This is a genomic window from Williamsia sp. Y853 (assembly GCF_056786495.1).
Map to the genome: position 1 here is coordinate 1,965,431 of NZ_JBXCJC010000001.1, position 26,439 is coordinate 1,991,869.

Below are 26,439 nucleotides of genomic sequence, written 5' to 3' on the forward strand. Positions count from 1 at the left end.
AGACCGCAATCATCGAGTTCCACCAGGAGGTCAAATTGTCGTTCGCGCAGTTGCTCGATGCGATCAGTCGACTCACAACGCGTGATCCCGGAGCCGTTGCGTACGAACACGAAGGGGTCGGGGTCACCTGGGTAGAACTCGACACGCGCCTGGGTTTGCTGGCCGCACCGTTGGCGGATCGTGGAATGGGCCCGACCGAGGTGTTGTCCGTCGCCATCTCCGGCTTGTCCCCGACGATTGCCGCTGCGGGCGGTGCCTTGACGAGGGCCGTCGGGGAGGTGCAGGCGGTGGTCGAGGCGGAGTCCGCCGCGACCACGACCGCGACCCTGCCCGATCTGTTCGACACTCAGGTGGGGGCCACACCTGATGCGGTGGCGCTCATCTGCGAAGAGACAACGTGGACGTATGGCGAGTTCGATCGGCGGGTCAACCGGCTGGCACGCCACCTCATCGGGATCGGTGTCGGCCCCGAAATCCCGGTGGTGATGGGCGTTCGACGGTCACTGGACATGATGGTGGCGATCTACGCGATCGTGAAGGCCGGTGGCGCCTACGTGCCGGTCGACCCGGATCATCCCGCGGCGCGAGTTGCGGAGGTCATCTCGTCGGTTGCCCCGCTCTGCGTGGTCGCCCGGGATGTTGACGGTCTGACGGTTCCTGCCGGAGTGACTGTCGTCGATCCGGATCTGCTGGATCTGTCGGCTCACGACGACGGCCCGATCGCCGACTCCGAGCGCCGAGCGCCGCTGCGGGCGGACAATCCGGCGTACGTGATCTTCACCTCCGGGTCGACTGGTCGTCCCAAAGGTGTTGTGGTGTCACACCGTTCGGTCGGGGAGTTCTTGTCTCGGCGGCAGCAGGTCTACGGTGTCGGACCGTCCGATTGCATGTTGCAGAAGACCCCGGTGACGTTCGACGCCGCGGTGCGTGAACTGTGGTGGCCATTGGTCAGCGGAGCGCGGCTGGCAATCGCCACCGCCGACGGGCAGCGGGACCCGAGATACCTCGCCGCCGCGGTCGATCGTCACGGCGTGACAGTGATGCACTTCGTGCCGTCCATGCTGGCGGTGTTTGTTGACGCACTGCAACCGGGGGAGGGGCAATCCCTCCGCGAGATTCTCAGCGGCGGAGAGCAATTGACGTCGCAACTCCTCGGACAGATTCGTGCCAAACTGGATGCCTCGGTGAGCAATGAGTATGGCCCAACAGAGTTCACGGTGTCGGGCACCCGGTATGCGAGCGCCGACGACGACTTGTCGCTACCGGTGGTTGCCATCGGCACCCCGTACGCGGGTCTGCGTGCTCACCTGCTCGATCGCCGACTTCGGGAGGTCCCACCCGGCATTCCAGGCGAGATCTATCTGGCGGGTCCGCAGATCACGCGGGGGTACGTCAGCCGCCCGGACCTGACCGCCGCACGCTATGTGGCCGATCCGGCGGGTCCGGCGGGCGAGGTGATGTACCGGACCGGTGACGAGGCCCGGCGGCGACCCAACGGCGATCTCGAGTACCTGGGGCGCACTGACTTCCAGGTGAAGTTGCGTGGGTTCCGGATCGAACTGGGTGAGGTCGAGACGGTACTCGCCCGGGTGACCGGTGCGGTCCGAACCGTGGTCGTGGTCAATACGGACGACTCGGGATTCGAGCGACTGATCGGCTACGTCGTCCGTCCGACCTCGGATGTCGAAGACACCGACGCTGTGCGAAGTCACCTGGCAGAGTTCCTGCCGGACTACATGATTCCGGCCACGATCGTCGCGCTCGACGAGCTGCCGTTGACCGCGCACGGGAAGCTCGACCGAAAAGCATTGCCGCAGCCGCACGCCGCGAGATCGACCACCCCGTACCGGGAGCCGAGCACATCAACGGAGATCGCGGTCGCCGCTGTCTTCGCGGAAGTCCTCGGCGTGGACCGGGTGGGTGCGGACGACTCGTTCTTCGACGTCGGTGGAAACTCGCTGTCTGCGACGCGGGTCGTGGCCCGGGTCAATTCCATGCTCAACTCGGATATCGGGCTGGCCGAGCTGTTCAAGAACCCGACCGTGACCGGCTTCGCCGTCGTGGGCGAATCGGCGGCGGGCACGGTCGATCGCCCACGCCTGGAACCCCGAGCGCGCCCTGATCATCCGCCGCTGTCGCTGGCCCAGTCCCGAATGTGGTTCATCAATCAATTCGACACCTCCTCGCCCGCATACAATCTGCCGTTGGCGGTGCGGTTGACCGGCACGGTCGATCTCGACCTCATCGCGAATGCGGTCCGGGGTGTCATCGAGCGCCATGAGTCATTGCGCACTGTTTTTCCGTCGGGTGAAGACGGACCGTGGCAGCAGGTTCTCCACCCGACCCAGGTCGATCTCGCCCTCGACCCGATCGACGTCGCCGACGAGGAAGAACTGCGGAGCCGGTTGGCAGCGTTGGCATCTCAGGGTTTCGACGTGACCGCTCAGGTTCCGGTTCGACCGGCCATCTTCCGGCTCGGACCGACCTCGCACGTGCTGGTCCTGGTGTTGCATCACATCGCGGCCGACGGTGCGTCCATGTCGCCGCTGGCGCGGGATCTGGTCACCGCATACCTGGGGTGTTCGGACGATGACGGCCCGCAGTGGGAGCCGCTTCCCGTGCAGTACGCCGATTATGCTCTCTGGCAACATGAACTGCTCGGGTCGGAGTCTGATCCGGACTCGCTGGTCTCGCGGCAGATCTCCTATTGGACCGATGCCCTGGCGGACATACCTGCGGTACTCGAGCTTCCGGCCGATCGGCCGCGGCCCGGCCGCCCCTCGATGCTCGGCGGTCGTACGGAGTTCACCATCGACGGTGCCCTGCACCAGCAGATCGCCGCGGTGGCGCGGGAGCGCGGCACCACGGAGTTCAGTGTGCTCCACACGGCGTTCGCGCTGACGCTCTCGGTGCTGTCCGGGATGGACGACATCGTCATCGGGACACCGATCGAAGGCCGCGGAGAACGCGAACTGGACGGGCTCGTCGGCATGTTCGTCAACACCCTCGCGCTGCGCACCAGGATCAAACCAGGGGCCACGTTCGCAGAATTGTTGCGGTCCACCGCCGACTCCGACCTCGGCGCCCTGGCCCATGCTGATGTTCCGTTCGAGCGGTTGGTGGAAGTGCTTGCGCCAGAGCGCACCACCGCATACACCCCGATCTTCCAGGTCACGCTGGCCCTGCAGAACAACGAACCCCCGGTCCTGGATGCGCCGGATCTGTCGATCGCCGAGTATGACAGCGGTGTCACGTTTGCCAAGTTCGATCTGCAGCTGGCGCTGAACCCGACGAATGCGGGCGGCCTGGCGGGGTTGTTTGTCTACGCAACGGACCTCTTCGACCAGGCATCGATCCAGAAACTCGCCGAGCGCTTCGTTCGGATCCTGAATCAGGTTGTCGCGCAGCCCGACGTCATCGTCGGACGGATCGGCGTACTTTCTGATTCCGAGATCGCGGAATTGTGTCCGGTTGTGGGCCGGGCGGGTGAGACTCCGGTCACGCTCGGCGAACTTCTTCATTCGGCAGCGAGCGTCGATGAGAATGCGGCTGCGGTGATCTGTGACGACGAGGTCCACAGCTACCGTGAACTCGACCGACGGTCGAGCGCGCTGGCGCAGATCTTGATCTCCGAAGGAGCTCGCGCCGATCAGTTCGTCCCACTGGCACTTCCGCGTTCATTCGACGAACAGGTCGGACTGTGGGCGGTGGTCAAATCTGGCGCCGCGTTTGTTCCTGTGGACCCGGCCTACCCGCGGGAGCGCATCGAGCACATGATCGCCGACTCCGGAGCGGCAATCGGCGTCACCCTCGCAGAACATCGCTCGCAGCTGCCCGATTCGGTGCGATGGGTGGTCCTGGACGACTCGGAGACCCGGCAGGTGTTGGACGAAGCGGTGGCAACAGACGGTGGCATCCCGACTCGCTTGTCACCGCAGCGCATCGACAATGCGGCGTACATGATCTACACCTCGGGCTCGACCGGAGTGCCCAAGGGCGTGGTGGTCACGCACCGGGCCATGGCGAACTTCGCCGCCGAACTGCGAGAGCGATACTCGGTGACCTCGCAGGCCCGGGTCCTGCATCTCTCGTCGCCGAGCTTCGACGCGGCGATGCTCGAATTGCTGTTCGCGGCGTCGGCCGGGGCCGCCCTGGTGATCGTGCCGCCCGGGGTTTACGGCGGCGACGAGTTGACCCGGGTGATCACCGAGGCCTCGGTGACCCACGCGATCATCACGCCGGCTGCTTTGGCCACCGTCAACGCCGGCGAAGCCGATTCGCTTCGGGAGTTGGTGGTCGGCGGCGAGGCCGTGCCCGAGAGTCTGATGAGGGATTGGGCGCCGGGCCGGCACTTCTACAACGGCTACGGCCCGACCGAGACCATCATCATGGTGACCATGTCGCGGCGGTTGCAGCCCGATGACGCCATGACCATCGGCGGCCCGATCCGCGGTGTCGAGGCGATGGTTCTCGACCGGAGCCTACGTCCGGTACCGGTCGGGGTCAGCGGTGAGCTGTACATCAGCGGACTGCAGATGGCCCGTGGATACCATTGCCGGGCGGGTTTGACCAGTGATCGGTTCGTGGCGAACCCGTTCGGCGATGGCGGGACCCGGATGTACCGAACCGGTGACGTCGTGCGGTGGATGAGTGATCCCGCAGGGGAAGCGAACCTGGAGTATCTGGGCCGCAGTGACTTCCAGGTGAAGGTGCGCGGGTTCCGGATCGAACTCGGTGAGATCGACGCAGTTCTGCAGAGCCACAAGACCATCGATTTCGTGGTGACCCAGGGGCGCACCGGGCCGACGGGCACGACGGTCCTGGTGTCGACGGTCGTTCCGGTCAAAGGCTTTACCGTCGACACCGACGAGCTGCTGCGACATGCCGCCGAGTCCCTTCCCGAGTACATGGTCCCGTCCGTTGTCATGGTGCTCGATTCGGTACCGATGACGGTGAACGGCAAGCTCGACCGGGCAGCCCTGCCGGAACCCGACTTCGCGGCCATCGCGACCAAATCGTATGTCGCGCCGTCCTCGGTGCTCGAAGAGATCCTGGCCGGTGTGTTCGCGGAGGTGCTGGGGGTGCCGAGGGTCGGCGTGACCGACTCCTTCTTCGCGCTCGGCGGCGACAGCATCGTGTCCATCCAGCTCGTTTCGCGGGTCAAGGCCGCGGGTGTCCAGATCACCGCGCGAGATGTGTTCGAGCGCAAGACAGTTGCCGGATTGGCCGAAGTGGCCGTTCTACAGTCTGCGGACATGACACCGGTGCTCGAGGAGCTCGACGGAGGTGGGGTCGGCGAGATGCCGCTGACCCCGGTCATGCATTGGGCTCTCGAGCGTGGAATGGGCGATCGCTTCTCGCAGGCGGTGATGCTCACATTGCCGGTGGGAATTGATCACTCCACGCTCGTTGCGACACTCCAGCGGGTTGTCGACAGCCATGACATGCTTCGCGCCCATCTTGTTGCCGCGGAGGCGGCGGCTCCGAAGCTGGTGGTCGCCGAGGTCGGTGGAATGGAGGTGGAACCGGCGATCACAAGGGTGGAGTTCGACGCCGACGCGAGGCCGTCATCCGAGGGCTTCGCCGCACTCGCACGCACGGCTCTCGATGAGGCCGCGGACCGGCTCGATCCTGCCGGAGGCGCCTTGGCCCGGTTCGTATGGTTCGAACCGGCCGCGGGTGTCGACGGAAACGGACGCCTGCTGCTGGTGCTGCATCACCTCGCGGTCGATGGGATCTCCTGGCGGGTACTGGTTCCCGCGTTGGCCGGTGCCTGGGCCGAACTGACGGCTGATGTGACCCTCGACCTCGGCGCAGAGGTGACATCGATGCGGCGGTGGTCCCATGCGTTGACCGCGCAGGCGACCGACCCGGGGCGCATCGGGGAACTGCCCTACTGGCAGTCGATGTCCGATCCCGTCGAATCAGCCATCGGTGCACGTGTTCTCGACCCGACGACCGACACCATGCGGACCGCACAGAAGCATTCGGTCACCCTGCCCGCAGAACTGACCGAGGCGTTGACCACCGCGGTTCCGCGCGCATACAGAGCAGGCGTCCAAGATGGTCTGCTGGCCGCGCTCGCGCTGGCGATTGCCGCCTGGCGCCGTGACCGCGGCGTCACCGAGGAGCGGGCCCCGTTCGGGATCACTCTCGAGGGCCACGGCCGCGAAGAGAGTGTGGCCCCGGGCGCGGACCTGTCGAAGACCGTCGGCTGGTTCACCACGGTGTATCCGATCCGCCTGGACATCGGTGGTGTGGACATCGACGAGGCGTTGGCAGGTGGCCCCGCGGCAGGCGGGGTGATCAAGGTGGTCAAGGAGACCCTGAGATCGGTCCCCGACAACGGGATCGGCTACGGCCTTCTGCGCTATCTGAACCCCGAGACCGGGCCGGTTCTTGCGGCAGCGTCCGACCCGCAGGTCAGTTTCAACTATCTGGGGCGGTTCGGTGGTCAAGAGATCACCGACGAGATGACCGAGCACGGTTGGGTTCCGGTGGTCGAGGGCCAGAACCTCGGTGGTGCGACCGATCCCGACATGGCGCTCGGCGCCGCGATCGATGTCAACGTGTCGGTGCTCGGTGGCGGAACACTGTCCACAACCTTCACCTACGCCGCGAATCTGTTCACCGAACACGAGATCGTTGCTCTGGCCGAGCACTGGACCACCGCGGTCTCGGCCATTGCCCGCCACGCCACACAACCCGATGCGGGCGGATTGACTCCCTCTGATCTGTCCCTGCTGACTGCGACCCAGGCGCAACTGGATTCACTGGAGAAGGGCCACCCCGGCATCGCCGACGTGTGGCCGCTTTCGCCGTTGCAGCACGGAATGCTGTTCCATGCGTTGATGGCTCGCGAATCGACGTCGGTGGTCGATGTGTACGTCGCGCAGTTCGTCCTCGGTCTCGACGGGCTGCTCGATGTCGAACGGCTCGGCCGAGCCTGCAATGCGCTGTTGGAGCGGCATCAGAGTATGCGGTCGACGTTCGTCATCGACGAAGACCTGGGCGCGGTCGCGCTGGTACGCACCGATCTGAACGTTGTTGTCGAGGTTCATGATCTGAAGATGATCGACGACGCCGAAAGGGTTGCCGAGCGCGACCGGATCCTGTCTGCCGACCGGGCGACCGGTTTCGACATGTCGGCGGGCCCACTGATCAGACTCGCCGCATTGCGTTTGGCCTCAGATCGCTGGGATGTGGTGATCACCAACCATCATGCGATTCTTGATGGTTGGTCGACGCCCCTCGTGCTCCGCGAGCTGATGGTGCTCTATGCCACCGATGCCGACCAATCGTCGATGCCTGCCACCCGCCCATACAGCCTCTACCTGCATTGGTTGCAGCAGCAGGACCGCGCCGCCTCGACGGCGGCCTGGCAGCGGGCACTGTCCGACGTCGACGGACCGACGTTGCTCTCACCACAGTCACGAGGCCGTGACCATGCCGCGGTGCCGGGCGTGGTCAGACGTGAACTCACCGCCCACGAGACGCAGCAGGCCGCGGCACTCGCCGGCCGACTGGGTGTCACGATGAACACCCTCGTGCAGGGTGCGTGGGCAATCGTGCTGAGCGCCATGACGAACCGTGCCGACGTGGTCTTCGGATCAACCGTCTCCGGCCGGCCCCCGTCGATCACCGGCGTGGAGTCGATGATCGGTCTGTTCATCAACACCGTGCCGGTGGCGGTCCGCGTCGACAACGCGCTCGAGGTGGCCGAGTTCCTGCAGCGGTTGCAGAGCGCTTCGTCGAACATGCTCGACCATCAGTACCTGGGGCTGGCGGACATCCATCGCCACGGTGGCACCGGGGCGGTCTTCGACACCGCGGTCCTCTACGAGTCCTATCCCGTGGACAGTGCCGGGGTCGGCGGTGGTGTGGACATCGCCGGCGTTCGGCTGCGCAATGTGGAATCCGCTGCCGCGAGCCACTTTCCGTTGTCGATCGTGGCGGCGAACACCGATCGTCTGCACTTCGCCGCGAAGTTCGCGCGCGAGAGTTTCACCGAGGCCGTCGCCGACTCGCACCTCGATCGACTGCTGCGGGTGCTGAGGTCGTTCATCGCTGATCCGGTGGCGAGACTGGCCGCGCTACAGCCGGTCTCGCCGGAGGAACGGATCGCGGAGCTCCGGTGGAACCCGTCGCCGGAGCCGATCGGGGGCCGGACGCTGGTCGACCTCTTCGAGGACCAGGTTGCCCGAACGCCCACCGCCACCGCACTCATCGGCGACGGCGAGGTCCTGACCTACGCGGAGTTCGACTCTCGCGTCAACCGGCTTGCCAGAGTGCTGATCGGCCACGGAGTCGGCCCCGAGAAGCGGGTCGCGCTGGTCATCGAGCGGTCGACGGAATTGATGATCGCGATCTATGCCGTCGCGAAGGCAGGTGCCGCGTACGTCCCGGTCGACGTCGACGCCCCGCCGGAGCGCATCGAGCACATGATGCGCGCGTCGGAAACGATGTTGACTCTCACCACCTCGAAGCGACCACCGGACGTCCCCGGCGACAGTCCGGTCCTCGAGATCGACTCGCTGGCAGATGAACTCGCGCGCCACGCTGATGCGCCGATCGGTGCTCTCGAACGGCACTCGCCGCTGCGCTCCGAACATCTGGCCTACGTGGTGTTCACGTCCGGATCAACAGGCCTGCCCAAGGGGGTGGAGGTCACCCACGGCTCCGTGGTGAACATGGTGCAGTGGCGGCAATCGGTCTATCGGTTGGGAGCCGATGATCGGCTTCTCCAGAAGACGCCGTTCACCTTTGACGCGTCGGTGCGCGAGCTGTGGTGGCCCCTGACGCACGGTGCGGCGCTGGTGATCGCGACCCCGGATGGCCATCGCGATCCGCGTTACCTCGCCGAGGCGGTATCGCGCCATCGGATCACCGCAATGCACTTTGTCCCCTCGATGCTCGACGTCTTTCTCTCCGCCGTCGAACCAGAAGAGATCTCGGCGTTACGAATGGTCTTCTGCGGCGGTGAAGCACTGTCGGTGACGTCCCTGAACCGTTTCCGGTCGATGTCGAATGCGTCGCTACACAATGAGTACGGGCCGACCGAGTCGACGGTGACCTCCACCCGACTGCAGACCACCGCCGACGACGTCTTGCACGGATCGGTGGGAATCGGGTTCCCGGTGGCGAATGTGGTCGCGCGCGTGCTCGATCGGGCGCTGCGCGAAGCTCCTCCGGGTGCGGTGGGAGAGCTCTATCTCGGCGGCGTTCAGCTGGCCCGCGGATATGCCTCGAAGCCGGTGCTGACCGCGGAACGTTTTGTTGCCGATCCGCAGGGCGAGCCCGGTGCGAGGCTCTATCGCACAGGCGATCTGGCGATGCGTCGATCAGATGGAACCCTGGACTACCTCGGCCGGGCCGATCTGCAGGTCAAGCTTCGCGGCATCCGAATCGAACTCGGCGAGATCGAGGGTGTACTCGCCTCCGACGACCGGATTCGGCATTGCGCCGTGGCGCTCAAGACGAGTCCGCAGGGTGTTGATCGGCTCGTCGCCTACGTGGTCCCGGAGACCACGGGGAGTGAACCGGTGGATCTGCTCGAACGTGCACGAGCGGTGTTGCCTGCGGCCTTGGTCCCATCGGCGGTTGTCGTCCTGACCGAACTGCCGCTCACCGTCAACGGCAAACTCGACCGGCGCGCCCTTCCCGATCCGCAGTTCGGCAGTGCGGCAGCCGAATATCGGGCACCGGTCACCGTGTACGAAGAGATGGTGGCGTCGGTCTTCGGTGAGGTGTTGGGCCTCGAACGGGTGTCCGTCGACGACCGGTTCTTCGACATCGGTGGTGACTCGTTGATTGCGACCCGGGTCATCGCCCGCCTCAACGCCGCCGGCGATGCGCGACTGGGGCTGCGCGATCTGTTCGAGGATTCGTCGGTCGCCGGACTGGCCGCCCGACTCGGCCGCAGCGCGGGAGAAGGGCGATCGCGGACACCGCTGATCGCCACCGTGCGACCAGCCGCGATCCCGCTCTCACTCGCACAGCAGCGGATGTGGTTCCTGAATCAGTTCGACACCGCCTCACCGGTCTACAACATCCCGGTCGCGATCAGGCTCACCGGAAGCCTCGACATCGACGTCCTCACGGCGGCGTTGCTCGATGTGCTCGGGCGACACGAATCGCTGCGTACGGTATTCCCTGATTCCGAGTCCGGACCACACCAGCACATTCTCGATGTGGTCGATGCGGACATCGATGTCGCCCGGATCAATTGCGGTGAAGATGACCTCCCGTTGCGGATGATCGAGTTCTTCTCGCAGGGGTTCGATGTCGCGAAACGTATTCCGTTGCGGGTTGCGCTGATCGAGTTCGATACTGATGAGCACGTGCTGTTGATGTCGATCCATCACATCGCCTCCGACGGAGCATCTCGCGCTCCGCTGGCCAGGGACCTGGTCACCGCCTACGTCGCGCGTATGCAGGGCGGCGCGCCCGCATGGGTGCCTCTGGCAGTGCAGTATGCCGACTTCAGCGTCTGGCAACGGAACTGGCTCGGTTCCATCGACGACCCGGCATCGGCTGCCACCGAGCAACTGGATTTCTGGCGGGCCGAGCTCGCCGACCTGCCGACGGTGCTCGAACTGCCCACCACGTACCCACGTCCACCGGTGCAGTCGTTCCGGGCGGGCACCGTCGACTTCACAGTTGACGCGGCGACCAGGGCCGGCCTCAGCACAATCGGTACCGACAGTGGTGCAACACTTTTCATGACCGTTCATGCCTGTCTGGTGGTGCTGTTGTCTCGGCTCAGCGGTGGTGACGACATCGCGGTGGCGACCCCGGTCGCCGGGCGTGGCGAACGTGAACTCGACGACCTGATCGGGATGTTCGTGAACACCCTGGTGCTGCGAACCCGCACCGATCCCGATCTGCGCTTCATCGATCTGCTGCAACAGGTGCGGGAGTCCGACCTGGCTGCCTTCAGTCATTCCGAGTTGCCGTTTGAACAGCTGGTCGAGGCCCTGAACCCGGAACGTTCCCGGTCGCACTCACCGTTGGCGCAGGTGGCGCTGGCGTTCCAGAACGTCGAACGGGCTGAGCTGAACCTCCCCGATCTCGTCATCAAGCCGGTCGAATCCGGCTTGGAAACAGCGAAATTCGACCTCCAGCTGATGATGATCGAGCGTGACACCGAGGACGGTCCCGCGCTGGACGCGACGCTCACCTATGCGGCCGACCTGTTCGATCCGGCGGCCGCGAAACGTTTCACCGATTACTTCGTGCGAGTGTGTCGCGCCGTGGCCGATGACATCACGGTGACCGTCGGAGCCCTCGAACTTCTCGACGGGGCCGAACGCAGGGAAGTTGTCCCCTATAGCGCGGGTCCGGATCCGGAGCCGATGACGCTTGACGCCCTCATCTCGCGGGGCGCCGATCTGTACCCGGATTTGCCCGCCGTTCTCGAGAACGATCGGTCGATCACCTATCGCGAACTCGACGCCGAGTCGAATCGGCTGGCTCGCGTGCTCATCGAACGCGGTGCCGGGCGCGAGAAGTTCCTTGCGGTCGCGCTTCCGCGGTCGATCGAGTGGGTCACCACGGTGTGGGCGGTCGGAAAGGCGGGTGCGGCTTTCGTCCCACTCGACTCGTCGTACCCGATGTCGAGGATGCAGTTCATCGTCGCCGATGCCGGGGCACGGTTCGGTATCACGACCGCACAGTTCCGGGACTCGTTGCCTGCCGATATCGAGTGGCTCGTCCTCGATGATCCCTCGACGCTGCAGGAACTCGAGCACCTGTCGAGCGCGCCGCTGACCGATGCCGATCGCACTGCGGCGTCGGTCGACAATGTGGCGTACACCATCTACACCTCGGGCTCGACAGGGAAACCAAAGGGCGTGGTCGCCACCCATCGGGGCCTGTCAGGTGTTTTCGAAGCCATAAAGAAACGGGTGACCCGTGGTGATGCGGCGGTCCGTACCGCCCTGTTCTCCTCTCCAGGGTTCGACGGCGCGATCTTCGATCTGCTGCTCGGCGCGAGTGGCGGCAATACGATGGTTGTCGTCCCGCCGGGGATTTACGGCGGCCGAGAATTGGCAGGCCTGCTGCAGGACAAGGCCGTTGAGATGGCGTTCATTCCGCCTGCCGCGTTGGCGACGGTTGATCCGGCTGGTCTGGACACCTACCGAACCGTGGTCCTCGGCGGTGAGACAACACCACCGGAACTGATCGAGGCATGGGCCGAAGGCAGGGATGTACTCAACATGTACGGCCCGACCGAGACAACCATCATCTGCACGGTCAGCGTTCCGTTGCGCCGCGATCGCCCGGTCGACATCGGAGCACCGTTCCGGGGTATGCAAGCCGTGGTGCTGGACTCCCGGCTGCGCCCGGTGCCTATCGGTGTCAACGGCGAGCTCTACATGATCGGCGGCGGACTGGCCAGGGGATACCAGAACCGCCCCGGCCTGAGCGCCGGCACCTTCGTCGCGAATCCTTTTGGCCCTGAAGGCAGCCGGATGTATCGGACGGGCGATGTGGTCCGCTGGGTGATCAACGACGACGAGTACGTGATCGACTACATCGGCCGGGTGGATTTCCAGCTCAAAATTCGCGGATTCCGTATCGAGTTGAGTGAAATCGACTCTGTGCTGACGCGTCATCCGAATGTCGGGATGTCGACAACCGTGGATGTGCGGACTCCCAGCGGGTCGGTTGCGTTGGTCGCCTACGTCACGCGCGCCACCGGTGTGGCCATCGATCCGCAGGAACTGCGGTCGCACGCGCGGCGAGAATTGCCTTCGCACATGGTGCCCGCCGCGTTCGTCGAGCTGGACTCGATGCCACTGACCACCAATGGTAAGACCGATCGCCGGGCGCTTCCGGCGCCGGTATGGGAGACCGACGGAGAATTCCAGATTCCGCGGACACCGATCGAGGAGATAGTCGCCGGGGTGATTGCCGACGTGCTCGGTGTCGAACGGGTCTCCAGCGATGCGGACTTCTTCGAGCTGGGCGGGAACTCACTGTCGGCGACCCGCGTCGTCGCCCGGGTCAACCAGGCCCTCGACGTCGAACTCGGGGTTCGGACCATCTTCGACGCTCCGACAGTGTCCGGAATCGCCGCCGCCGCATCGGTTGCGACCAAGCGTGAGTCCGGTCATCCACCGCTCACGCGACGGACTCGTCCGGCCCGGATCCCGTTGTCGATGGCGCAGCAACGGATGTGGTTCCTCAACCAGTTCGACACCACGTCGGCGGCTTACAACATTCCGATGGCGGTCAGGTTGACGGGAGCGCTCGACATCGACGCGCTACGTGTTGCGATGGATGACGTTCTGGCCCGCCATGAATCGCTGCGAACGGTGTTTCCCTCCGGTCCCGAGGGCCCCGAGCAGCGGGTGTTGTCCGTGGTCGATGCCGGGGTGTCGCTGAAAATCGTGGAGATCTCCGAAGACGAGGTGATCGCGGCGGCGATTGCGTTCGGCCGACAGGGTTTCGACGTCACCGAGTCGGTGCCGTTGCGTGCCGCACTGTTCGGTATCGGTCCCGACGACCATGTACTCGTCGTGGTGGTGCACCACATCAGTGCCGACGGCGCATCGATGGCGCCGCTCGCCCAGGACGTGATGTTGGCGTATCTGTCACGCGCGCAGCAGGGAAGCGATCCCGATTGGCAGCCGATGCCCGTGCAATACGCGGACTTCAGTCTGTGGCAGCAAGAGGTGCTCGGCTCGGAAACCGACACCGAATCGGTGATCTCCCGGCAAATAGCATACTGGCGGGGGACTTTGGCCGATCTCCCCGATGTGCTCGAACTGCCGACGGATCGACCTCGGCCACCGGTGCAATCCACCACCGGGCAGCGATTGCCGTTCTCGGTTTCGGCGGAGCTCGCGAAGGCGGTCGAAGGCATCGCCCGGAACACCGGTACCACCCCGTTCATGGTGCTGCAGACGGCATTTGCGGTATTGCTCGCCCGGATCTCCGGGTCCGGCGACATCGCCATGGGCACCGCGATCGCCGGGCGGGGTGAGCAGGCGCTCGACCGACTGGTGGGAATGTTCGTCAACACGCTGGTGCTGCGGACAACGGTGGACGGCAATTCGACGTTCACGCAGACGCTCGCGGCCGTACGGGATGCGGATCTCGGCGCGTTCTCTCACGCCGACGTGCCGTTCGAGCGGGTGGTCGAGGTCCTCAATCCGCAGCGGTCCACGGCCTATGCGCCATTGGCTCAGGTGTCCTTCGGATTCGAGAACGTCGAGCGTCCCGCACTCGACCTGCCGGATCTGAGTATCAGTCCCTTGCCTGTCGAATTGTTCGAGGTGAAATATGACCTGGAACTCTCGCTGTCGCCCAAGGTCGACACCGACGGTACGCAGTCGGGGTACTCAGGTGTATTCGCTTATTCCACTGCGCTGTTCGATCGGCCGACGATTGCGGCGATGACCGAGCGCTTTCTTCGCGTGCTTGCAGCCGCAGTTACCGAGCCAGACCTGCGGGTCGGGGACATCGACATCTTCGACGACCGCGAGCGGGCTCTGGTCCTCCACGAGCTCAACGACACCGTGACCCCGGTGGCCGAACGCGTACTGACCGACTTCCTCAGTGCCGGAGTCGATGTGGCACCGCAGGCTCCGGCAGTCACGTTCGAGGACAGGACCCTGGACTACGTGTCGTTCTCCGCCCGGGTCAACGCACTGGCCCGACTGCTGATCACACAGGGTGTCGGACCAGAGGTGACCGTGGTCGTGGCGGTGCGCCGGTCGATCGAGATGATGGTCGCGATTTACGCGGTGATGGAGTCGGGCGGCGTGTACGTGCCGGTCGATCCCGATCAGCCCCGAGAGCGGATCGCCGAGGTCGTCGACCAGGCTGCGCCGGCCTGCGTGCTCACCAACGCACCGGACCAGATGGAACCGGTGGTCGACTGCACCGTCATCGATATCGACCGGGTGGACCTGTCAGGGTTCGACGACGGGCCGTTGGACGATACCGGACGCCGAACTCCGCTTCGTCCGCAGAACTCCGCATACGTGATCTTCACCTCGGGTTCGACCGGTAAGCCCAAGGGTGTGGTGGTGACCCATGCGGCCGCGGTGAACCAGATTCGTTGGATGAGTGCCCGGCTGGAGTGCTCCGCGCAGGACACCTTCCTCCAGAAGACCCCGCTCGTGTTCGATGCGTCGATCTGGGAGTTGTTCGTGCCGTTCGCATGTGGCGGACATCTCGTGATCGCCAGGCCAGACGGTCACCGGGATCCGGAGTACCTGATCGAGATCGTCCGCCGGTGGAATGTCGCTCTACTCGATTTCGTTCCTTCGATGCTCGCGATCATGCTGAGCGAGAAGCAGCCGGCACTGCCCGAATCGGTGCGCGGTATCGCGGTGGGCGGTGAAGCCCTGCCGGAGTCGCTGGCACAGCGATTCCTCGAACACAATACGGCGTACCTCGACAATCAATATGGACCCACCGAGGCGACCGTCACCGCGACAACTCATCGGCTCGACGGCACGGAGTCGGGCGCTGTACCGATCGGAACACCGGTGTGGAACACCCGGGCATACGTACTCGATGCCCGCCTGCGGCCCGTGGTGCCGGGAACCGGTGGTGAGCTGTATCTCGCCGGAATCCAGCTGGCCCGAGGCTATCTGGGGCGGCCAGATCTCACGGTAGACCGGTTCGTGGCCGATCCACTCGGTGATGCAGGTACCGTCATGTATCGCACCGGCGACCTGGCGCGGATCAATCGGTACGGCCAACTCGAATACCTCGGACGGACCGATCACCAGATCAAGATCAGGGGTCTGCGGATCGAGCTCGGCGAGATCGAGGCGGCGGCGGCCCGGCATGACTCTGTCGGGCTGGTTGCGGTCCTGGCTGTGCAGAGTGAGCACGGACGCAGGCTGGCGGCATATGTGACGCCCGCCGACGGTGCCGCGATCGACGTGGCCGCCCTGCGCACTGCGATCGCCGCGTCGTTGCCGGACTACATGGTCCCCGATTCGTTCACGGTGCTCGAGAGCATGCCGATCTCGGCCAACGGAAAGTTTGATCGCAAGGCGTTGCCCGAGCCCGTCTTCAACGTCGAGAGCGCTGCTTTTGTGGCGCCCGCATCGGACGCCGAGGTCAAGATCGCTGCGGTGTTCGCCGAGGTGCTTGGCCGGGACCGGGTGAGCGCGGTGGAGTCATTCTTTGCCCTCGGCGGCGACAGCATCATGTCGATTCAGCTGGTATCCCGCGCGAAGGCGCTCGGCATCGGTCTGACCGCACGGGATGTGTTCGAACACAAGACCGTTGCCGCGCTGGCGACGGTGGCGACCGATCTCGCAGACGATCAACGGAACATGATCGCCGAACTTCCCGGTGGCGGTGTGGGGGAGCTACCCCTGACACCGATCATGGCCGCGTTCGGGTCCGCACCCGGCGGGCACAAGCGTTTCTCGCAATCGAATTTCGTGACCCTGCCGCACGGCATCGATCAGACGACCATCGAATCGGTGGTCGATGCGGTGGTATCGCATCACGATGCACTGCGGCTGCGTTGGGTGCGGGGGGACGACGGCACAGTGGGGCATCTGCGTGTCGAGGAACCGCAACCCGAACAGGGTCGGTCGATACTGCATCGAGTCCGGTTCGAAAGTCTGCCCGGTACAGACGATTTCGAGGCCCTGGTTCAGCGCGAGTTCAGCTCGGCCGCCGATCGATTGGATCCTGAGGCGGGAATCGTCGCTCAGTTCGTATGGTTCGACCCGGCCGCCGAATTGCGCAGCAATGGACGCCTGTTGATCGTGATCCACCATCTGGCGGTCGACGGTGTCTCGTGGCGCGTCCTGTTGCCTGATCTGGCTGCGGCCTGGGGAGGCATCCTGGCCGGTGACGGACCCAGGCTGCAACCGGTGGGTACGTCGCTGCGCAGATGGGCGCACGGGCTGGCCGAGATGGCGAACACACCTGACCGGCTGGCCGAATTGGGCTTCTGGCGCACCGTGATCGACGTGGACGACCCGTTGCTGGGGCAGCGGGCCCCCGACCCCGGTTCCGACACGGTCGGAACGACCGAGCGCGTGCGGTTCGAGCTCTCGGAGGAGGCGACGCGAGTGCTGATCACCGCGGTCCCAGAAGCCTTCGGCGGCAGCGTCAATGACGGACTGCTGGCCGGATTCGCGTTGGCTCTTGCTAAGTGGAGGTCGAGGCGGGGCCGGTCGGCCGATCACGTCTACCTGCAGCTGGAGGGCCACGGTCGTGAGGAAGGGGCACTGCCGGGGGCCGAGATCGGCCGCACGGTCGGCTGGTTCACCACGGCATACCCACTCCGTCTCGATCTGGCCGGACTCGATGTCGACGGCGCGCTGGCCGGCGGTGACGATCTCGGCCGGCTGATCAAGGCAACGAAGGAAAATCTCCGATCCGCACCCGACAACGGCATCGGCTGGGGTCTGCTGAGGTATCTCAACGACGAGACGGCCGCAGAATTGACCGGACCGGAGCCACAGATCAGTTTCAACTATCTCGGTCGCACGTCGGCGATCGAGTTCACCGACGAGATGCGGGAGATCGGTTGGGTTCCGGCCCGCGACGGCGGTGAACTGGGATCGTCGCTCGACCCGGACATGCCGGTCCCCGCTCTGGAGATCAACGCTGTCGTGTCCGAGCGCGAAGGCGCGGAACGGCTGTCGGCAGCCATCGACTTTCCCGTCGGTTTGTTCACGCGGACCGAGGTCGGGGAGTTGGCTGCGGCGTGGTCATCGGCGCTCGAACAGGTTGCCCGATACGCGTCCGCACCAGGGGCAGGTGGCCGGACGCCGTCCGACTTCGGTCTGGTCACGCTGACGCAAGGTGAGATCGAGGCGCTGGAACGGGCGTTCCCGGATCTCGAAGACATCTGGCCGCTCTCACCACTGCAGCGGGGCATGCACTTTCATGCCTCCCTTGCCGAGGGGGCGGTGGACGTGTACTCGGCGCAGATGTCGCTCCACCTGGCCGGAACGGTCGACCCCGAGCGGCTACGTCGCAGTGCACGGGCATTGATCGCACGTCATCAGGCCTTCCGAACCGCCTTTGTCACCGACGGGACCGGAAACACGGTGCAGGTCGTCCTCGATGACGTTGACATCCCCTGGCGCACAGTGGATTGCACGGATCCTCTCGGTGCCGGGGTCGAGAGGACCCGGGCCGACATGGCGGCTGCCGATCTACGGGCACCCTTCGACATGGAGAAGCCGCCGTTGATGCGGTTCACGCTGCTCCGAACCGCCGCCGATCGGTACGAACTGTTGGTCACCAATCACCACATCGTGATCGACGGTTGGTCAACACCATTGGTCATCAAGGAATTGCTCGTCCTGTATGCGACCGGAGGCGACGCCTCGGTCCTGCCCGCGCCACGCTCGTACCGTGACTTCCTGTCGTGGCTGGCGGGACGGAAGCCGGAGGAATCGCGGCAGGCTTGGGTCGATGCCCTGGGCGGTGTCGAAGGGCCGACGCTGCTGATCTCCGGTGATCGCGGTCGCAGGCAACACGAAGGTGTCGCAGAACTCCATGCGAGCATCACCGAGGAGACCACGACGATGCTGCAGGCCCGGTCCAGGGCGCTCGGTGTCACACCGAACACATTTGTGCAGACCGCCTGGGCGATCGTGCTGAACGCGTTGACCGGACGATCCGATTGCGTTTTCGGAGCGACGGTTTCAGGTCGGCCCGCCGATGTGGCGGGCGTCGAGTCCATGATCGGGTTGTTCATCAACACGATTCCGGTTCGGGTGCGGGTCAAGGCCTCGGAGACGGTCGATCAGCTGCTCGCCAGGGTGCAGGTCGAGCAGTCGACATTGCTCGATCATCAGCACGTGGGGTTGGCCGACATCCAACGGGCGGTTGGCGAGGCCGCGCAGTTCGACACGTTGGCCGTCTTCGAGTCGTTCCCCGTCGACATGGCCGGTGCCACAGCCGAGACCGACATCGCCGGAATGCGGGTTACCGGGTTCAGCGGACAGGACGCCGCCCACTATCCGGTGACTTTGACCGCCAGCATGCGCGGAGCCTTGAAGTTCAAGTTCAGCTATTCGCCCGAACTGGTCGATGAACCCACCATGGAGCGCATCTCAATGCGACTCCTCGCGGCACTGACGGCCCTGATCACTGCGCCCGACGTGCCGGTCGGAGCGATAGATCTGCTCTCCGGTGACGAACGCGCCCAGTTGCAGCAGGTCAGTGGCGCACCCGCCGAACCGGCTGTGGTTCTGCCCCAGATGCTCGCCGCAGCGGTTCAGGCTGCCGGAACAGAGTCCATCGCCCTGGTACTCGGTGACAGACGAGTCACCTACGGGGAGCTGGATCGCTGGTCGAATCGCCTTGCGCGCGAGCTCATCGCGCTCGGGGTCGGCCCCGAGGTCGCAGTTGCCTCCGCACTGCCGCGTTCGGTGTACTCGAATCTTGTGCTGTGGGCTGTCGCGAAGGCCGGCGGCGTCCTGGTCCCGATGGATCCGGCCTACCCGGCCGACCGTATCGAACACATGGTCCGTGATTCGGGTGCCCGGATCGGTTTGACGATCGAGGCGCATCGCACCCACCTGCCTGCCGCCACAGAGTGGTTCGTTCTCGACGATCAGCAGTTCGAGATGCAGTGCTCGACGCGACCTGACGAGCCCCTCCTGCCGGAAGAACGTCCGCGCGGGCTGCAGATCGACAACGCCGCCTACATGATCTACACGTCCGGATCGACCGGCCTGCCCAAGGGCGTGGTGATGTCGCACGCGGGTCTGGCGAACTTCGCCGCCGAGCAAGCCGCACGATACGCGCTGACCAAACGTTCACGGGCACTACATTTTTCGTCACCCAGCTTCGACGCGTCGATGCTGGAGTTGTTACTTGTCGTCCCGGTGGGTGCGGTGCTGGTGATCGTGCCTCCGGGTGTCTACGGTGGCGACGAACTCGCGACGACCATCGCGGAGCACCGCGTCACGCACGCGTTCATCACACCGGCCGCCCTGGCGACGCTCGATCCCGCTGGGCTGGACAGTCTGCAACACCTGGTGGTCGGCGGTGAGGCCGTGCCGAACCGGTTGGTCGAGATCTGGGGACCGGATCGGCAGTTCTACATCGGTTACGGCCCGACCGAGACCCAGATCATGGTGACGATCAGCGATCGGATACTCCCCGGTGACCGACCAACGATCGGTAGCCCGATCCGCGGTGTGTCGGCTTCGATACGGGATGGGTTCCTGCGCCCGGTGCCGGTCGGTGCGCCCGGTGAGTTGTACATCTCCGGGATACAACTGGCACGTGGCTATCACGCCAGGAGCGGGTTGAGCGCAGAGCGTTTCGTCGCCGACCCCTCTGATCCCGGTCGGCGGATGTATCGAACCGGAGACGTGGTCCGTTGGGTCCGAACACCATCCGGCGCGCTTGAGGTCGAATACATCGGCCGCAGCGATTTCCAGGTCAAGGTACGCGGTTTCCGCATCGAACTGGGGGAAATTGACGCGGTCCTCGCCGAGCACGATTCGGTCGAGTTCGTCACGACCCAGGGCGTCCAAGGTCCTTCGGGGGCAACGATGTTGGTCTCGTACGTGGTGCCCTCCGTTGGCACGACGGTGGGTTCGTCGGCGCTGATGACGTTCGCCGGCCGATCGCTGCCCGCGCACATGGTGCCTGCGGTGGTGATGGTGCTCGACGAGATGCCGCTGACCGTCAACGGAAAGGTCGACCGAAAGGCGCTGCCGCACCCGGCTTTCGAGGAGTCGGCCCAGGAGTATGTCGCACCGAGCACGCCAACCGAGGAGATCCTGGCCGCCGTGTTCGCCGATGTCCTCGGTGTCGAACGGGTCGGTGTCACCGACTCCTTCTTCTCCCTCGGCGGCGACAGCATCATCTCGATCCAGCTGGTATCCCGCGCCAAGGCGGCCGGTGTCCTGATCTCGGCGCGCAACATATTCGAGCACAAAACCGTTGCCGAAATTGCCCGGGTGGCGACCATGAGTGCCGACGCGGCGGTCACGGTTCTCGAAGAGCTGCCCGGTGGTGGCGTCGGTGAGATGCCCGCAACCCCGATCGTGCGATGGATGATCGAGCGAGGTGGCGGGCACAACCGCCTGATCATGCCGCTGTACGTGGCGCTGCCTGAATCCATCGACCACGCACAACTCGTGGACACACTCGCGGCGGTGGTCGATCACCACGACATGCTCAGGGCCTCGCTCTCATACGAGGACGGCACGATCAATGTCCGGGATCGTCAGGTGCTCGATATCGCAGGCATGATCGAACGCGTCGAGTTCGGCGCTTCGGCAGCTCCCGGGACGCCGGCGTTCGCCGAATTGGTCGAACCTGCCTTCGATCGTGCGGCCGCCCAACTGGATTTGGCCCGGGGGCAGGTGTTGCGGCTGGTGTGGCTGCAACCCGAACCCGATGTGTCCGGTGGCGGCCGGTTGTTGATCGTCGCCCATCACCTGGTCGTCGACGGTGTGTCCTGGCGGGTTCTCGTCGAGGATCTGGTGACGGCATGGCAGGCGGTTTCGCAGAACCAGCCGCCGCAACTGAAACCGGTCGGTACCTCCATGCGTCGTTGGGCGCACGCTCTGTCGGAGCAATCCGTCGATCCGGACCGGGTCGCCGAACTCGGCTTCTGGTCGAATCTGCTGGAACAGGGCAGCGCCGATATCGGCGGGCGTCCGCTCGATCCGGCTCTGGACGTGTTCGGCACCGTGGAATCGGTGAAGCTACAACTACCCGAGCATGTGACCGACGCGCTTCTCACCACGGTCCCAAGGGTTTTCGGTGGCGGGGTCAACGACGGTCTGCTGGCCGTCCTCGCGATCGCATCGATCGCCTGGCTACGCGACCGCGGGGTCCACACCGACGCAACCACGATCAAACTCGAAGGTCATGGCCGAGAGGAAGAGGTCGTCTCCGGAGCCGACCTGTCGCGGACGGTGGGATGGTTCACCACCATGTTCCCGCTGGGGCTGGATCTGACCGGCGTCGACATCGATGACGCGCTGGCAGGTGGGCCTGCGGTTGCCGATGCCGTGAAATCGATCAAGGAACAGCTCTTGGCGGTACCCGACAAGGGCATCGGCTACGGGATGCTGCGATACCTGAATGCAGATACCGCGCATCACTTGTCGGCCTATCCGCAACCTACGATCGGGTTCAACTATCTCGGCCGGATCGGTACCGAGAGCGCGTCGGGTGCAGTCGGATGGTTGCCGGCGCCAAGCGGTGAACTCGCCGCATCGGCAGGCCCGGATCCAGACATGCCGGTGGCCGCCGCTATCGACATCAACGCCGCGGTGACCGGCGATCGACTCGAGGCGACGTTCGCGTTCCCGAACACACTGCTGCGCGAGTCCGAGGTGCGATCGCTCACCGATTTGTGGATCCGGGCCGCGAAAGCAGTTGCCGAGTGGTCGTCGAGTGCGTCCGGCCGGGTGTTCACACCGTCGGATCTGCCGCTGGTGAATCTCGATCAACGCGCCGTCGACATGCTTGCGATCGACTATCCGTCGATGACCGACGTGTGGTCGCTGTCGCCGTTGCAACGTGGGATGTTGTTCCACGCCAGGCTCGCCGAGGGTTCGCTCGACGTGTACACCTCGCAGGTGATCCTTCGATTGGGGGGTACCGTCGACATCGGTCGGTTGCGCGCGGCGGCTGCGGCGCTGCTCGATCGCCATCCGAATCTGCGTGCCGCGTTCCGCGATGATCTCTCCGATGAAGCCGTCGCGGTCATCGTCGAATCCGCCGTGGCTCCGTTCGCAGAGCATGATCTGCGCGCCGATCCCGATGCCGAGGACGTCCGTGCTGCGATCCTCGACGAAGACAGGAATCGCCGATTCGAGATGCACGCGCCACCGCTGATGCGGTTCACGGCAATCCGGCTCGATGCCGATCGGGTCGACTTCGTGATGACGAGCCACCACATCCTCCTCGATGGCTGGTCCATGCCGCTGATACTGCGTGAGCTGTTCACGCTGTATGCCACCAGCGGCGATGCCACGGTGCTGCCTGCGCCTCGTTCATACCGGGGGTTCCTGCAGTGGCTTGCCTGCCGGGATCTGGCGGCGTCGGTGGAACATTGGGCTGCGGCGTTGTCCGAGGTCACCGAGCCCACGTTGCTGGCGCCGGCAAATCGTGCCCGCGAGCAGCAGAGCATGCCCGGTGAGATGCTCCTCGAGATCAGTCCGGAGCGGACGACGGAGCTCGATGCGGTCGCCAAACGCCTTGGGGTGACGATGAACACGGTCGTCCAGGCGGCCTGGGGTCTGGTGCTTTCGCGACTGACCGGCCGGGATGACGTGGTATTCGGTGCCACTGTTTCGGGTCGGCCAGGCCACCTCGAGGGTGTGGAGTCGATGATCGGCTTGTTCATCAACACACTGCCCGTCCGAGCCCGGATCAACAGGTCCGAGACACTCGCCGACTTCCTGGTGCGGTTGCAGGTCGAGCAGTCCGAACTGGTCGAACACCACTACGTGGGGTTGCCGGTGATCGCCGGACGCGTCGGGGCCGGAGCCGGTTTCGACACGCTGACGGTCTTCGAGTCCTACCCGGTCGATGCCGTGGCATCAGGCTCGGTCACCGACATCGACGGTTTGCGGGTGCTCGATGTGTCCGGTGTGGACGCGAACAACTTCCCCCTGTCGCTGTTCATCACTGCGGGCGACCGAGTGCGCCTGCAGGCGAAGTTCCTCGCCGATGTGTTCACCCATGACGAAGTCGATGTCATCCTGGCGCGGGTTGATCACATGCTCGCCCAGATCGCCGCTCAGCCCGACGTCCCGGTCGGCCGGGTCGACGTGCTGGTCCCGGCCGAGCGCGAGCAACTCGCGGGATTCAACGCAACCGAGGTCGACGTTCCGGACCGCACTCTGGTCGACCTGTTCGATGCACAGGTGCTCCGCACCCCGGACGCCGACGCCCTCGTCTTCGAAGGCGAGGTGCTGAGTTACGCCGAATTCGATTCCCGCGCAAACCGTCTCGCGCGCCATCTCATCGGGATGGGTGTCGGGCCCGAATCGAAGGTCGCCATCGCAATGCGGCGGTCACTGGACCTGCTGGTGGGGATGTACGGGATCATCAAAGCCGGGGCGGCATACGTCCCGATCGACCCCGACCACCCGGCGGATCGGACCACCTACGTTCTGCAGATCGCGGATCCGGTGTGTGTGCTGACGACCGTCGGTGACGGAATCGACATCTCGGCGGATTTCGCGGTCGTCGAGATCGACACCCTTGATCTCTCCGATCTGCCCGCCGGCCCGGTCACCGATGTCGACCGCATCGCGTCGCTGCGGCCCGGCAACACCGCATACGTCATGTTCACCTCGGGTTCCACCGGAAAGCCGAAGGGTGTGGTCATCACCCATCGCGCGATCGTCAACCAGTTGCTGTGGAAGCAATCCGAGTACCGGCTCGGGACCGACGACGTGGTGTTGCAGCAGATAGCGATGACGTTCGACGTGTCGGTCTGGGAGTTCTTCTGGGGACTGCAGAACGGTGCCACCCTGGTGATCGCCAAACCCGACGGACACAAGGACATGCGCTATCTGGCATCGCTCATCGAGCAGTACGGGATCACGACAGCAACGTTCGTCCCGTCCCCGTTGGGAGTGTTCGTGGCCGAGGCGGATCCGTCCGCGCTGCGCACCTTGCGCCACGCGTTCGTGATCGGTGAGGCGCTGCCGCCGGAGACCGCGGAGCGCTTCCGTGAACTGTGTTCGGCGAGCCTGAACAACATGTACGGTCCGACCGAAGCGGCCGTCAGCGTGACGAATTGGCAAGTTGGACAGGCGGATACGCAGACAGTTCCCATCGGTGTGCCACAGTGGAACGTCACCGCCCACGTGCTCGACTCCGGTCTGCGACCGACCCCGGCCGGTGTGGCCGGTGAGCTGTACCTCGGTGGCACCCAGCTGGCACGTGGCTATCTGCAACGTCCGGGGATCACCTGCGACCGGTTTGTCGCCAATCCGTTCGGGCAGCCGGGGGAGCGGATGTACCGGACCGGCGACCTGGTGCGCCGCCGGGCCGACGGGGCCCTGGAGTACATCGGACGCACCGACTTCCAGGTCAAACTGCGCGGCCAGCGTATCGAACTCGAGGAGATCGAATCGGCGGTGCTGGCCTATACCCCGATTCGCCAGAGCGCGGTGCTGGTACACAAGGATCCGCGGACCGGGGACCACCTGATCGCTTACGTGATCGCGCACCGGGGCGCCGACCTCGACACAGAACAATTGCGAGCCGTTGTGGGTCGTTCGCTGCCGAAGTACATGGTGCCCGATGCGGTTGTCGTGCTCGACGAGTTCCCGCTGAACCCGAGTGGCAAGCTGGACCGGAAACTGTTGCCGCTACCCGAGTTCCATCGGATCGGAGAGTACGTGGCGCCGGCCACCGAGATCGAACGCATCGTCGCGGACGTGCTGGCCGAGGTTCTGGGGCTCGAAAGGGTGTCGGCGGACGCGTCGTTCTTCGATCTCGGCGGTAACTCGCTGTCGGCCACGCGACTTGTCGCGCGGCTGACCGACGCGCTCGGTACACCGATGTCGCTGCGGGCGATCTTCCTCGATCCGACCGTGACCGGGATCGCGGCAAGTGCAGAATCCGGAGGTGGTTCGTCCGCCGGTGTATTCGATGTCATGCTGCCGATTCGAGAGCAGGGCGCCGGTAATCCGGTGTTCTGCATCCACCCGGTGCTCGGGCTGGCCTGGGCGTATCGGGGGCTGATCGACGCAATGGATCCCGCGATCCCGATCTATGGTGTCCAGTCACCGGCAGCGACCGGTCAGTGGAATCCGGAATCGGTCGAGGAGATAGCGGCCAGATATGCCGATGAGATCCGCGCGATCCGGCCTGATGGTCCGTACCGGTTGCTGGGTTGGTCGCTCGGTGGCGTGATCGCTCACGCGGTCGCGGCACGACTGCAGGACGAGGGGCAGCAGGTCGAGATGCTCGTGATGTTCGACAGCTTCCCAGGGGAGTCGGCCAAAGTCCTCGGGGAGGAGGGTGTCGCACCCAGCGAGATCATCGCCGGGCTGGGACTGCCCGCCGAGATGGGGGTCGATCCGGTTCTGGATTCTCCCGACATCGTCGCCGGGAAACTTCGGGAAGCCGGCGGTCCGGCATTTGCAGATGTCACCGCGGAGTGGCTCGAGAACATGATCGCGACGGCCACGCAATCCATGACGTTGATGCGCCGCTATGAACCGCGGACCGTCGACGGCGATCTCCTGCTGTTCACGGCGGGCTCGGGGCGCGACGACGACACCATCGCACCGCGCGCATGGCGAGGCGCCGTGTCGGGAGAGGTGGTTCACCACAGCGTCGAGGCCACGCACTGGGCGATGATGAGCGCGGACGCGCTGGCACAGGCGGGCCCGATGTTGGCAGAGTTCCTCGCCGACAGGTCGAGTAGTGTTGACCGGTGATGGTCGATCCGATGGGCGTGGGTGGCGGAGCAAGTCAGAGCGGGGTCTTCTACAC

General features: G+C 65.0%; 1 protein-coding gene. It reads left to right on the forward strand.

The annotated features are described in order from the left end of the window. Positions 1-35: 35 nt before the first annotated feature. Positions 36-26,384 carry a non-ribosomal peptide synthase/polyketide synthase gene (locus AC1TPF_RS09110; protein WP_482143587.1) on the forward strand — a complete coding sequence of 8,783 codons (26,349 nt, stop codon included), beginning with the start codon at positions 36-38 and terminating at the stop codon, positions 26,382-26,384. Positions 26,385-26,439 lie beyond the last annotated feature (55 nt).